Annotated in this window: 12 protein-coding genes; 1 reads left to right on the top strand and 11 read right to left on the bottom strand. The window is 58.0% G+C overall.

The window, feature by feature from the left end; genetic code table 11:
• Positions 1–9: 9 nt before the first annotated feature.
• The 3 genes from JNO48_03280 to JNO48_03290 form a co-directional block, all read right to left on the bottom strand.
• Positions 10–1491 (bottom strand): altronate dehydratase, encoded by a 1482-nt coding sequence (locus JNO48_03280; protein QTE68947.1) that lies wholly within the window; start codon positions 1489–1491, stop codon positions 10–12.
• Positions 1492–1508: 17 nt separating this feature from the next.
• Positions 1509–2996 (bottom strand): tagaturonate reductase, encoded by a 1488-nt coding sequence (locus JNO48_03285; GenBank protein ID QTE68948.1) that lies wholly within the window; start codon positions 2994–2996, stop codon positions 1509–1511.
• A 186-nt stretch (positions 2997–3182) separates the two neighbouring features.
• Positions 3183–4166, bottom strand: a complete 984-nt coding sequence (locus JNO48_03290; GenBank protein ID QTE68949.1) for a pectin methylesterase — start codon at positions 4164–4166, stop codon at positions 3183–3185.
• Between the two features lie 176 nt (positions 4167–4342).
• Here JNO48_03290 and JNO48_03295 point away from each other — a divergent pair, with 176 nt between their 5' ends.
• Positions 4343–5131, top strand: coding sequence for an AraC family transcriptional regulator (locus tag JNO48_03295; GenBank protein ID QTE68950.1), 789 nt, complete (start codon positions 4343–4345; stop codon positions 5129–5131).
• A 42-nt stretch (positions 5132–5173) separates the two neighbouring features.
• Here the strand turns inward: JNO48_03295 and ugpC are convergent, their stop codons facing one another.
• From ugpC to JNO48_03335, 8 genes are all read right to left on the bottom strand, one after another.
• Positions 5174–6247 carry a sn-glycerol-3-phosphate ABC transporter ATP-binding protein UgpC gene (gene ugpC / locus JNO48_03300; GenBank protein ID QTE68951.1) on the bottom strand — a complete coding sequence of 358 codons (1074 nt, stop codon included), beginning with the start codon at positions 6245–6247 and terminating at the stop codon, positions 5174–5176.
• 5 nt (positions 6248–6252) lie between these two features.
• Positions 6253–7404, bottom strand: coding sequence for a glycoside hydrolase family 88 protein (locus JNO48_03305; GenBank protein QTE68952.1), 1152 nt, complete (start codon positions 7402–7404; stop codon positions 6253–6255).
• 31 nt (positions 7405–7435) lie between these two features.
• A complete protein-coding gene (locus JNO48_03310; protein ID QTE68953.1) occupies positions 7436–8092 on the bottom strand; it encodes a hypothetical protein in 657 nt (218 codons plus the stop codon).
• Between the two features lie 7 nt (positions 8093–8099).
• Positions 8100–8669, bottom strand: a complete 570-nt coding sequence (locus tag JNO48_03315; GenBank protein ID QTE68954.1) for a hypothetical protein — start codon at positions 8667–8669, stop codon at positions 8100–8102.
• Positions 8666–9739, bottom strand: a complete 1074-nt coding sequence (locus tag JNO48_03320; protein ID QTE68955.1) for an ATP-binding cassette domain-containing protein — start codon at positions 9737–9739, stop codon at positions 8666–8668. The genes JNO48_03315 and JNO48_03320 overlap by 4 nt, the downstream gene beginning before the upstream one ends.
• Before the next feature lie 12 nt (positions 9740–9751).
• Positions 9752–10219 carry a hypothetical protein gene (locus JNO48_03325; protein ID QTE68956.1) on the bottom strand — a complete coding sequence of 156 codons (468 nt, stop codon included), beginning with the start codon at positions 10217–10219 and terminating at the stop codon, positions 9752–9754.
• A complete protein-coding gene (locus tag JNO48_03330; GenBank protein QTE68957.1) occupies positions 10216–10809 on the bottom strand; it encodes a hypothetical protein in 594 nt (197 codons plus the stop codon). Before JNO48_03330 ends, JNO48_03325 begins: the two co-directional genes overlap by 4 nt.
• A gap of 96 nt (positions 10810–10905) precedes the next feature.
• A complete protein-coding gene (locus tag JNO48_03335; GenBank protein ID QTE68958.1) occupies positions 10906–12969 on the bottom strand; it encodes a hypothetical protein in 2064 nt (687 codons plus the stop codon).
• Positions 12970–13044 lie beyond the last annotated feature (75 nt).

Below are 13044 nucleotides of genomic sequence, written 5' to 3' on the forward strand. Positions count from 1 at the left end.
TTCAGGTCTTTACAGTGTAACGCCCTTTTTGAATATTGCCAGGTCATGGAATCCGTTCCGTTCGTTCCGTGTCGGTTCGCCGGACGCGGTTTCCAGCACCTTTTCCAGCAGCTCATTTCCCAACTCATCCAGCGTCATTCCGTCCAGCAGCCTTCCGGCGTCAAAATCAATCCATCCGCTCTTCCGCTGGGCCAGCGGCGTATTCGAGGAGATCTTGATGGTCGGCACCGGGCATCCGAACGGCGTTCCGCGTCCGGTGGAGAACAGGATGATCTGCGCGCCGGATACCGCCAGCGCCGTGGACGCCACCAGGTCGTTTCCGGGGGCGGACAGCAGGTTCAGCCCCTGTGCCGTAACCGGTTCCCCATAGGCGAGCACACCCTTCACCGGGGAGGATCCGCTCTTCTGGGTGCAGCCCAGGGCTTTGTCCTCCAGCGTGGTAATACCGCCGGCCTTGTTGCCCGGCGACGGGTTCTCGTAAACCGGCATATGGTACGACTCGAAGTATCCCTTGAAGTCGTTGATCAGCCGTACGGTTTTCCCGAAAAGCTCCTCACTTTCACAGCGGTCCATCAGGATGGTTTCCGCGCCGAACATTTCCGGCACTTCCGTCAGGATCGTGCTCCCGCCCATTCCGGTCAGCAGGTCGCTGAATACGCCGATGGTCGGATTGGCGGTAATTCCGCTCAGTCCGTCGGATCCGCCGCACTTCAGGCCGACCACCAGTTGGTCGGCGCCGCATTCCGTGCGCCGGTCCTGCTGCATCTGTTCCGCCAGCTCCGCCAGCAGGCGCATGCCTTCCGCCAGTTCATCCTCTGCCTCCTGGCAGACGAGGAACCGCACGCGGCTCTCGTCATAGTCGCCCATCAGCGGCCGGATCTGTTCAATCCCGCTGTTTTCGCATCCGAGACCCAGCAGCAGGACACCGCCGGCGTTCGGATGGGTGGCCAGCGCAGCCAGCACCTTCCGGGTATTGTCCTGGTCATCCCCCAGTTGGCTGCAGCCGTAGGGATGCGGGAACGCGTAAATACCCTCCACCGGTCCGCCCGCCAGGGACTGCGCACGCTGCACCAGCGCCTTGGCTACGTCGTTCACGCAGCCGACCGTCGGGATAATCCACAGCTCATTCCGGATACCGGGGCGGCCGTTTTTCCGGGGATAGCCCTGGAATACGGCAGTTTCCCGCTTCTTTACCTCCGGATGGGACGGATGCCAGGTGTATTCCTTTTCCCCGCTCAGCAGGGTGCGCAGGTTATGGGTGTGCACATGCTGCCCCCTGGCAATGTCCTGCGTCGCCTCGCCAATCGGAAAGCCGTACTTGATCACCGCTTCCCCCGCCCGGATATCCCGCAGCGCGGTCTTGTGCCCCATGGGAAGGTCATCCAGCAGCGTCACCTCGGTGTCCCCGCAGGAAACGGTTTCCCCGGCCTTCAGCGGCTTCAGCGCCACAGCGACCATATCCCTTTCGGTAATGCGTACTAGTTCGTTCATCCTGTCTCCCTCTTCTGTCACAGGCAGCTTTTGAAAGCCGCCAGGGCACCTTCCCTGCGGATCAGGCCCAGCTGTTCTGCCACACAGCTTTCCAGCCCGGCCACTTCGGTCAGGTTCCGTCCCCACATTTCCGTATTCGTCAGCACGGCATGGGTCAGTTCCTCCGCCGTATCGTTCCGGTGGGCCCAGTAGAACTCCAGCACCGGCCGGTCGTCGCTGACCGTGTACTCATTTCCCTTCGGCCGGCGGCATACCAGGCCTTTTTCATTCAGCTCCTGAATATCGCTGGAATAGAATGCGATATAGGCCGCCAGGCTCGTCGTCAGGCAGGCCGGCAGTTTTCCCTTTTCGTCGATGTATTCCAGGAAGGACGGCATATTGCGTGCCCGCCATTTCGAGGTGGAGTTCAGGCTGATGCTCATCAGCTCATGGTTCACAAACGGGTTGTTGAACCGGTCCTGCACCGCCGCGGCAAACTCATCCAGGTCCTTCTTGTCCAGCGGCAGGGTCGGAATCACTTCTTCATTCAGCATTTTGTTCATGAATCCGCGCACGGTGTCATCATGCATGCAGTCCCGCACAATATCGAATCCCGCCAGGTAGGCGCCCAGCACAAAGCCGGTATGCGCACCGTTCAGGATCCGCACCTTCCGCTTCTTGTAGGGGGTCACGTCCGGCACCACGATCACGGGAACGCCGGCCTTCTTGAACGGCAGGCGGTCTTCCAGTCCGTCCGGTCCTTCGATGACCCAGATGCCGAATACCTCGCCCACGTCCGTCAGCGGATCGTCATATCCGTTGGCTTCCGCCAGCGCGGCCACTTCCTTCGGATCGCGGATCCGTCCGGGAACAATCCGGTCCACCAGGGTGGAGCAGAAGATGTTCTCCCCGTTCACCCAGCGGACAAACTCCGCTTCCAGCTTCCAGTCCTCCGCGTACTGGTTCACGCACTTCAGCAGCTCCTTGCCGTTGTTGTCAATCAGCTCGCAGCTCAGCACAGTCACGCCCGGCATTCCAGCGCGGTACCGTTCATACAGCACCCGGGTTAACTTCGCGGGGAAGCTCACCGGCGGTTCCTGGTCAAACCGGCTCTCGGTTTCGTGCACAATACCGGCCTCGGTGGTATTGCTCACGATAATTTCCAGGTCGGCGCTCCGGGCCAGCTCCAGCACCTTGTCCCATTCCCCGTAGGGATTCACGCACCGGCTCACGCAGCTGATGACGCGCTTGTCATCCACCTTCCGGCCGTTCTCGCTGCCCCGCAGGTACAGCGTGTACAAGCCTTCCTGCTGGTTGATCAGGTCCGTCAGGCCCTGCGCGATCGGCTGGACCAGCACCACCTTGCCGTTAAACCCGGCTTTTTCATTGGCAATATCAATGAAATCGTCCACAAATGCCCGCAGGAAGTTGCCTTCCCCGAACTGCATCACCTTTTCCGGGGCATTCTCCAGGATATACCCCTTGTATCCGGATTCCTTCAGTACCTGGTAATTCAGCTGTGCCATTGCAATCCCCTCGTTTTCATGTCAATAATTGATAAAGGTAACATACTGCAATTTTAGTTTCGCGTCAATCATTGTCCGCTGCCTTCCGGCCCGATATTTTCTCACCATCCTATGCTCAGATCATAGCACGGCTTCCCGGTCCGGTACATGAATGGAACGGCCTTTTTCCCTCCCGTTTCGGATGTGTTAATCCAGCTGCCATCCATCCTCCCCGCCGAGCACTTTTTCCCGGGTGATTCCGGCGGCTTCCCTATCGGAAATCCGCTTCTGGGCCGGGTGGCGTGTCTCCTGGTCCGCCCGGATGCCGGTGGTATGCCATTCCCCGCAGCGTCCGGTAATCACCCGCTCTTCATCCCAGTCCCGGAAGCCTTCCGGCGCCACATGTTCGTCCATCTCACATTCCAGGAATACTGTCCTGGCAAATTTCCGCCAGGGCCGTCCGAGGAATCCCTCTCCCGGTCCGCACTCACCGGTCAGGCGGCACCGGCGGAACACAAAGCCGAACGGCTGGGCCTCGTTGGTGTTCGCCGCGGTATACCATCCGCCGCGCTCGTTCATGATCAGGACGCACCGCTCAAACCAGCACCGGTACGGTCCGAAAATGAAGTCCACGTCTCCCTGGATCAGGCAGTCCTCGAAGTACTGCCGGCTTTCTGTCAGCGGGCCGTCCTCCACCCGGGGGAAGCGCTCCGCGTTTCCGGTCCGGATCCCGACGTCCTCCGTAACATTCGGCATACGCAGCGGCCCGCAGAACAGCGTATCCTGGTGGGCTTCCAGGCGGCAGTTCCGCCAGATTCCCCGGTCGCCGGCTGCGTAAACCGCCACTGCCTGGCCAACCTCCCGGCCGTCTCCCGCGTCATTCCGGATGGTCAGGTTTTCCACCCGGATATCCCGGCCGGTCGTCATCAGTGTGGAGGAAAGGAAAGTCCCCTTCTCGGTCCCGTCCGGGTACAGATCTTTCGCGCATCCGTTCCACGCGATCACGGTCCGGTCCCGGTCTTCGCCAGCCAGCCGGATACCGTCCCGGTGGATCACCACTTTCTCCCGGTATTCGCCGGCCTTCACCAGAATCCGGACCGGTTCTCCCGTCCCTTCCGGAACGGCGTCCACCGCCTCCTGGATCCGGGTAAAATCCCCGCTCCCGTCCTTTGCCACAATCATCATGCGCATATCATTCCTGTTCCTGTTTCAGCCGGTTTCCCGGCTGTTATTCCGCCTGTGGTAATCCTGCCGTTTGGTCCCTGTTCTGTTTTCTCCATGAAAAACTTGTACCGGAACCGATCCCGTGATACAATAATAGAAAGTCGCTGAATCATACCGGAAACACCCCGAAGGGAGGGGCCTGTGTGAACGAAATCACCTATGTGGGCAAGCATACGACCGTCTTCACCGTATCCCGGCACGCGCATGAAAGCTGGGAGTTTGTTTACTGCACCGGCGGCGCCGGTTCCTTCCTGTTCGACGACCGCCGCCTGGATTACCGCACCGGGGATGTGGTCGTCATTCCCCCGATGATTCCCCACGCCAACGCCGGTGCCGACGGGTTCCAGAACATCCATGTCAACATGGTTTCCCCCGCCGTTCCGTTTACAGCCCCGCTCGTGGTGCCGGATGATTCCAACCACTTCCTGCTGGATGTGTTCAACGCCGTATATTTCCATTTCTACTCCGACCGGAAGGAAGCCGCTTCCCTCCTGTCGGTTTACGGCGACCTGCTCAGCTGCTGCCTCACCGCCTACCAGACCAGCCGTTCCCTGACGCCGATTGTGGCGCAGATTGAAAACAACATCATCGCCAATTATGCCGACAGCTCCTATGAGCTGGATACCTATATGCATTCCCTGCCCTTCAGCTACGATTATCTCCGGAAGATGTTCCAGAAGGAGCTGGGCATCACGCCGCACCGTTACCTGATGGACAAGCGCCTGAAAATGGCGGCCGAGCTGCTGGTAACCGACGATGCCGGAGCCCGCACGGTCGGCGATATCGCGCTGCTGTGCGGTTTCCATGATCCGCTGTATTTTTCCCGGATGTTCAAGGCCAAGTATGGCACAGCCCCGCGCAATTACCTGGAGTCCCGCCTGAAACAGCCCATCGTCCGTCCGGATGAAAACAGCGTCCGGGTCCAGCTGTAACCGCACAGAAAAACAGCAGGCGTTTGCCCGCTGTTTTTTTGTTTACAGCACTTTTTCCGTTTCGCCGTCAAAGAAATACATGCTCTCCGCGGGAATCCAGAAGGTGATCGTCCCGTCCGTTTCCGGTGTGTCATGGCTGTCCACCTTGAGGATGGCATGCTGTTCCCAGGATGTGATATACACGTTGGTATAGTCGCCCAGCATCTCGGTCAGTTCCACCTGGCATTCCATGCGGGCGGCGTTTTCCTTTTCCTGCAGCACAACCGCTTCAGGCCGGAAGCCGAATACGATATCCTTTCCTTCCATGGCCGCGATGTCCGGCCGGAACGCCGCCAGGTCAATGCGCTGGTTTCCGAACACAATGGCGCCGTCTTTCACGGTTTCCCGTGCGAAGTTCATGGGCGGTTCGCCGATGAACCCGGCCACAAATACGTTCTCCGGCTTGAAATACAGCTCGTAGGGAGTCCCGACCTGCTGGATATATCCGTCCTTCATCACAACGATCCGATCCGCCAGCGTCATGGCCTCTGTCTGGTCATGGGTCACGTAGATCGTGGTGGAGCCGGTCTCCTGGTGGATCTGGGCGATCTCCGAGCGCATGGTCACACGCTGCTTCGCGTCCAGGTTGCTCAGCGGTTCGTCCATCAGGAAGATCCCGACCTTTCGGATCAGTGCCCGTCCGATCGCCACACGCTGGCGCTGGCCGCCGGAAAGCGCACGGGGAAGCCGGTCCAGGTATTCTGTCAGGCCCAGGATCTTCGCGGTCTTCTGCACCCGCTCCTCAATCACATCCTCATCCACGCCCTGCAGTGTCAGGCCGAATGCGATGTTGTCATATACAGTCATCTGGGGATACAGCGCATAGCTCTGGAATACCATGGCAACTTCCCGCTCCCGGGGGCCCTTTTCGTTGGCCCGCTCCCCGTTGATCAGGAATTCACCGCTGGAGATGTTCTCCAGTCCGGCGATCATCCGCAGCGTCGTGGACTTTCCGCATCCGGAAGGCCCGACGAAAACCACGAATTCACCCTCTTCGATATCCAGGTTGAAGTTGTGCACCGCGTGGAACCCGTTGGGGTAAATCTTGTTCACATTCTTCAGGGATAAAGTTGCCACGAGGGTTACCTCCTCCTCATTTCTGTATAGCACATCAGCAGCGGAGCAATGCCTTTTGCCTCGTTCCGCACAATCGGTTCAGAAAGATAGTAGGCCACGGAGCCGTCCCGCCGCCGGTTGTTTTCCGGTCCCAGTCCGGCCACCAGGCAGATATTGTTCAGGTTCAGGTTCCCGTCCGAGAAAGAGAGGTTCGTCCGGACAATCCCCTCGAACGTTTTCTGCCCCTGGTCTCCCGTGGCCGGCGGAAGGATTCCCAGCCGGGCTCCCTTCAGCATCGCGTAGGCAGCCATGGAGCTTCCGCTGGTCTCCAGGTAGTTTCCTTCCGCGTCCGGCCGGTCCACCACCTGGTAATACATCCCGGTCTCTTCGTCCGCAAACGGCAGGATATCCCGTGCCAGGTCGGACAGCGTTTCCCTCAGCAGTCCGGTTTCACTTTCCGGAATGATTTCGCACAGGTCGGCCAGGGCCGCGAAGAACCAGCCGATCGCCCGCAGCCAGAAGCTCCGGCTCAGCCCCGTTTCCGGATCCGCCCAAAAGGCCTTCCGGCTGGCGTCATATCCGTGGTAGTACAGTCCGGTTTTCCGGTCGCGCATTCGTTCCCGGACCACCGAAACCTGCTTCAGGATATCGGAATAGTCCCCGTTTCCGAAATGCTTCTCGTACAGGGCGGCAAAGGGCTGCGCCATATAGATGCCGTCCAGCCATACCTGGTTCGGATAAATCTGCTTGTGCCACCAGGAGCCTTCTTCGGTCCGGGGCTGGCTGTCCAGCGCTTTCCGGAGGAAGTCCGCCGCGCGGCGGTATTTTTCCTTGCCTGTGGTGTCATACAGTTCAAACAGCACCCGGCCTTCATTGATATCGTCCAGCATATGCTCCTCCGTCCGGAAGGTCTGGATTGAACCGTCCTCCAGGATAAAGGAATCGATGAACGACTCCGCAAAGTCAAAATAGCGCTTTTCCCCGGTAATCTGCGCCATGTTGAGCAGGGCGGTCATCATGCACCCGTCCACATAGTTCCATTTCACGGGTTTGTTGGCCCTGTGCTGTTCCACATTCCAGGCCGTATATTCTGGGGAGGATTCGGCCACCAGCCGGTCAATATACCGGTCCAGGTCCGTGTATGCTGAATCTGCCAATCGGAACGTCCTTCCTTTCATGGTCCGTAATACCGGTCTGTTTCCGGCATGTTCAGGAACCGGCGGATATCTTCTGCTTCGCGTCTGCCAGGATCCGTCCGCCCAGGCGCTTGCTGCCCAGGAACAGCAGGTCCCAGGCCGTCACAAAAATGCCGAACAGGATCGGTTCCACTCCGATGGCGGCTCCGGCCTGTTCACTTCCTCCGGCCGCCAGCAGGTTGATCCCGTTGTATGTCATGATCGTGCAGGCAGTCAGCAGGATTGCGTATACTACGTCCAGCGGCAGGAAATACAGCTTCTTTCCCGGAAACATCATCCACCGGTCATACGCTCCGGGAGTCTTTGCGATAAACCGGTAAATATTATTCGTCATCAGGTTGGTTGCCAGTCCCAGGGTGATTCCGATCACCAGCAGCTGGTCCCACGGGTTGATGGCGATCGTGCTGATGCCCCAGATGAAGAAATAACAGATCATGCCGGCAATCCACAGCTTGATCAGGATCGCCTTCACCCAGTCGGACAGCTTGATTTTCGGTCCGCTGCGGTACTTCCTGAGCTCTGCCGCAGGTACCGGAGGTGAGTTTTCCTCGTCCGCCGTCACCAGGTCCTCAACAGCCTGTTTCTTCAGCCGGTAGTAAGCCGAGGTGTCCTTTTCCCCTTCCGGGTTCCGCGGCATCCGCTTTTGGATTTCAGGATGATTCTTCCCCATATGTCCGTCACGCGTCCTCGCCGCTGATGTCAATGGTTCCCATATCCTTGTTTTCTGCCACTTCAATACTGGTGTTGATCTTCCGCAGCAGTTTGGAATACACGGGCAGAAGTGCGAACAGCGCGGCGCCGATAATCAGCAGGATCCGGTGGACAGCCACCACATGCTGGGTAACCGCCACAAACGCGTTTTTCCCTGTGGGCACAATCGGGCTCTCCGCGCGCGTCAGCGCTGCCACGATCCGGCCGTCATAGTAATAATCGCAGAATATCAGGATCGCAAGCATCACAAACGTCAGGATCACCATCGGTACAACCGCTTTTTTCCGGTGGGGAAACGCGTTCAGGAAGCAGACCAGGCTCAGTGTGGAAAGAAGCATCACGGCGAAGGATGACAGGCCCATGTGCGGTCCGTTGATCAGTGCCGTGGTATTGGCGATGGAGCTGAGATTAAAGGAATAGTAAACAAACGCAAGCGCCAGCACTGCCAGGGCAATCATCTGGGGCTTCCTTTTCAGTGCCACCAGGCGTTTTCTGAAAAACTCCCTGATCCGGGAAGGCTGCTTTGCCATGGTCATTTCCCCTCCTTCCGGATAGCGCGGGTGGTTTCGGGATCAAAGAACAGTTTCCTTGTGAAATGCACCGGTACAAGGTCGCCGTTTTTGTAGTTCATCCAGTTGCGGAATTTGGCGGTAATCCGCACACCATCCGCAATCGTCCCGTGCACCAGCGTATTCATGCCCAGGTTCTCATTCGAGCTGACCCGGATATTCAGGTTGCCACCTTCTGCGATGTACTCGGGCCGCACACCCAGGATCACGGGTTTCCCGTTCCGGGGCGCCAACAGCGCCTGCTCATCTGCCTCCAGGGGGACTTCAAATCCCTTCCCTTTCAGCTTTCCGTCTTCAAAAACAGTATCCAGCATGTTCATCGGCGGCAGGCCGATAAACGTTGCCACAAAGGTGTTGTCCGGTGAGTCATACAGTTCCAGCGGCGTGCCAATCTGCTGGACGTGGCCCATGCTCATGCATACAATCCGGTCCGCCAGGGTCAGCGCTTCCGTCTGGTCATGCGTCACATACAGGATCGTCGCGTTCAGCCGCTTGTGCAGCAGCAGGATTTCCCGCCGGGTCGCCCCGCGCAGCTTCGCGTCCAGGTTGCTCAGCGGTTCATCAAACAGGAACACCTTCGGGCTGCGGACAATCGCGCGGCCCATGGCCACCCGCTGCCGCTGTCCGCCGGAGAGCTGGGACGGCTTCTTGTTCAGCTGGGCGGTCAGGTCCAGGATTTCCGCGGCCGCCATGACCTTTTTATGGATCACGTTCGGGTTTTCCCGGCGCAGTGTCAGGGAGAACGCCATGTTTTCATAAATCGTCATATGGCCGTACAGGGCGTAGTTCTGGAACACCATCGCCATATCCCGGTCCTTGGCCGGGGCCGCGGTGATGTCCCGGCCGTCCAACAGCAGTTTCCCGTGGGAAATGTCCTCCAGTCCGGCTACCATGCGCAGCGTGGTGGATTTTCCGCATCCGGAAGGACCGACCAGCACGATCAGCTCGCCGTCTGCCACATCCAGGTTGAAATCATAAACCGCCTGGACATTGTTGTCGTAGATTTTATCCAGATGCTGCAGTTGAAGCTCTGCCATTTCATTTCCTCCTTACGCCTGCAAAGAGGCAAGATGCGCGGACAGGGCCCGGCTTTTCTTCAGGTTGATCACCGCACCCGCGAACAGGCAGGCGGCGGACAGGGCCAGGCAGACTACTGTAAAGATAAACTGGGCGTTTCCCATCACCGGTTCGCTGTTGATAATCGTCCGGTGGGCATCCATGGGGATGATGAAGATCCGCGCGATCTGGAGGATGCCCAGTACAATCATCACCCAGGAATAGACTGTTTGGTACTTCTTGACACCCTCCGAGCACAGGAATGCCGCCAGCAGGAAAACCAGGTTGTAGATGATGGAGCCCCCGATGGTCGCTGTATAGTAATAGGTCCCCACATCTGATTTATAGATACTGATGAAGAACAGAACGTCAAAAACAATCGCCAGCAGCGCCAGCCGGGAGGAGGCTGTGTTCTTTGTATACCTCATTCGGTCAAGCTGTACGGAACGGTCATCGTTCATGCTGACACCGCCTTTCCCGAGGAGGCAAGAAGTTCTTTCTCTCCCCGCATCATTCTCTTCTTCCAGATAAAGTTCACAATCAGGAGAATGGCCGTGGCAACGGCCAGGATACAGACAACATAATGAATATCAAACCAGAAGGTGGAATCGGTATAGGTGCCGTACCGGGAAAGCCGTTTTTCCAGTGCGGCGAAATCAACCGTGGAAAGGTACTGGCTTCTGAAGGCGCTCACCTGGATGTGGCACCATACAGCCATAAAAAGTTCAGCCGCGGCATTGATGAAGGTGGCGGCCGCGTTGCCGGCGTAGTATTTCCGGCGTGAATGCGTATTGGTAATAAACAGCAGGCAGGCCAGTACGATCATGCCGATGGAAGCCCGCAGCAGCGTGCGGTTGAAGGGCTGCATGTCGTAATAGATCCGGGCGCCGGACACCTTGGCGGAATCCAGGTTGTTCGGATTGGGAATCATGGAATACAGCGTGTCATAAAGGTCTGTCATGATCCCCAGTGAATAAACAAAGAACAGCGCGCCGGCAATAAGTGCGGCAAAGCACACAATTTTCTGGAAGGCAACCTGTTTCTTATACATAATTGATCCTTGCCCCTTCAGAAAGGGCCCGGCGCCCGCGCCGCTCAGCGCGGGCGCCCGGTCCTGGTCTAAATCACATAACAGCCGAAGCAGTCATTACTTTGATGCGTTGTAGTAATCCTTCAGGCGCATCCAGGCATCGTTCTTCAGTTCAGTGTAGGTGAATCCGTACCAGTCATTTTCCACAACTGCAGCCTGTTCCGCGGCGGTCAGTCCGTTCGGGATGCCGTTCACGACGATATCGTCAAACAGGTTGAAGTCGCCGCTGAAGTTGGAGCTCAGGTCGCTCAGCTTGTTCAGCTCGTCGGTCTCGGTGGTGTACTGCGGCAGCGTGGTGGGCACGGAGGTGTACCAGGGATTCTCGGTCAGCGCCAGCTCCGGATGCTTGATGGTTCCGAGGGCGATGGCGGCGGACAGCTTCCCGGCGCCTTCCTTGCCGACCTCATGCGTGCACTGGTATTCGAAGGCCTGGCTCTTGATGAAGGACAGCGTGGAGCCCAGGTAGCGGCGGGCAAAGTTGGTGTAGTTGCCGTTTGCCAGCGCCCACAGGTTCTCCAGGGTGCCGTCAGCGACCACGGGCATTTCCTTGCCGTTGAAGTTGAAGGTTTCGTAGCTGCCGTCATCCTTGGTCTTGATGAAGGCGTCCGGACCGTAACTCATCAGGATCTGGCCCTTTTCGGAATAGGTGTAGTCAATCAGGGCGAGCAGGGCATTCAGCTTGGCTTCATCGTCGCCGACACCCTTCTTGGAAATCGCCCAGCAGTTGCCGTTCTTCACAGAACGCCAGCTCTCAGTGAAGCGCATGTACACGCCTTCCTCGTTGGTCCCGTCAAACCAGCGGGAAACGGGGATCATAATGGCCATGTACTTCTCACCTTCCTGCAGGGAGGTGTTCAGGATGGTCTGGGTCTGGTTGTAGTCGTAGGACATGAAGCCCAGGTCATCCGGAATGTAGTTCTTGGTGGAGGAAGTGGCGGCCTTGGTCATGAAGTCGGCAGAGATCAGGCCTTCCATCGCGATGTCGTGCATCCGCGCGGCAGCGGCATAGGCGTCTTCACTCTGGCGGGCATCATGCAGGTCTCCGTCGGTTCCGACATACAGGAAATCCTGGCGGGATTCATAGCCGCGTACGCCGAAGAGCAGTCCGCCCAGGCGGTGGATGTCATAGCGGCGGCCGGCGGAATTCTCCTCGCGGGAGAACAGGCCCTGGATCAGGTCTGTGCCGTTCAGGGACTGGGGGTTGGTAACAACGCAGCGCAGCAGGGCGACCATTTCGTCGGCATCCCAACAGGCGTCGTATCCGCAGAACAGGTTGGACCGGGTGGCTCCGTAGTATCCATTATAGGTCTTGTCGATATACTCACGCAGCATATTGACCGCTTCAACGCCGCTCATGACGCCCTTTTCATTCATCTTCGCAACGATGTTGCCGTAGGCGTCATAGTCCTTGGTCAGGGTCTGGACACCGCTGCCGTCCGCGGTGGGCGTTTCGATCTCGATCTTGCCTTCGGTGGGCATGAAGGGCTGGTAAACGGGAGCAGCCGTATCCTTGCAGGCAGCGGCTTCAAAAGCGCCTTCGCCGTCCAGCAGCTTCTGCAGGTAGTCCACACGCATCAGGGGCATCTTTTCGATGTCGTTCACACCGTCAAAGTACGGAGCAAAGTAGAACGCGCCGGTATCGGTGTTCGCGGTGATGGACAGCCGGACAATGGGGTTCTCGTCCAGGTACTTCATCACGTTCGGGATCTTGTCGGTGTATTCCTCCAGGTTGACCAGGCTGCCGGTTTCGCCGTACGCGTTGACGGTTGCGGACGGGCCGAGCACCATGTCAACGTTTTCCAGCTGTTCTTTCCAGTAGTCAAATTCCTTGGCGTCGTTGTTGCCCTGGTAGGGGGTTCCGTCCACGATCACGTTGTTGCCGGTGATCTCAGACAGGATTTTTTCCATCTCCACCCAGGTGGGCTTCAGGTCGCCGGTGTGGTAGGTGTTTCCGTCGGCCAGGGTAATTCCTTCGCCGGCAATATCCGGGCTGAAGGCAAGACCGGTGTTCGCGTTGTTATAGCCGACGGCCATACGCAACGTAACATCCTCAGCGCTTGCGGCTGCCGCCAGTGTCAGCAGCATCGCACATGCCAGGACCAGGGATAAAAGTTTCTTCATATGGGGGTGCCTCCTTCAAATAATAATATGGGTTTTTATTTCCTTCACACCGGGTTTCATACGCCCCGGTGAAGA

It is taken from the genome of Clostridiales bacterium, from assembly GCA_017569285.1.
Lineage (GTDB): Bacteria > Bacillota > Clostridia > Christensenellales > Aristaeellaceae > Aristaeella.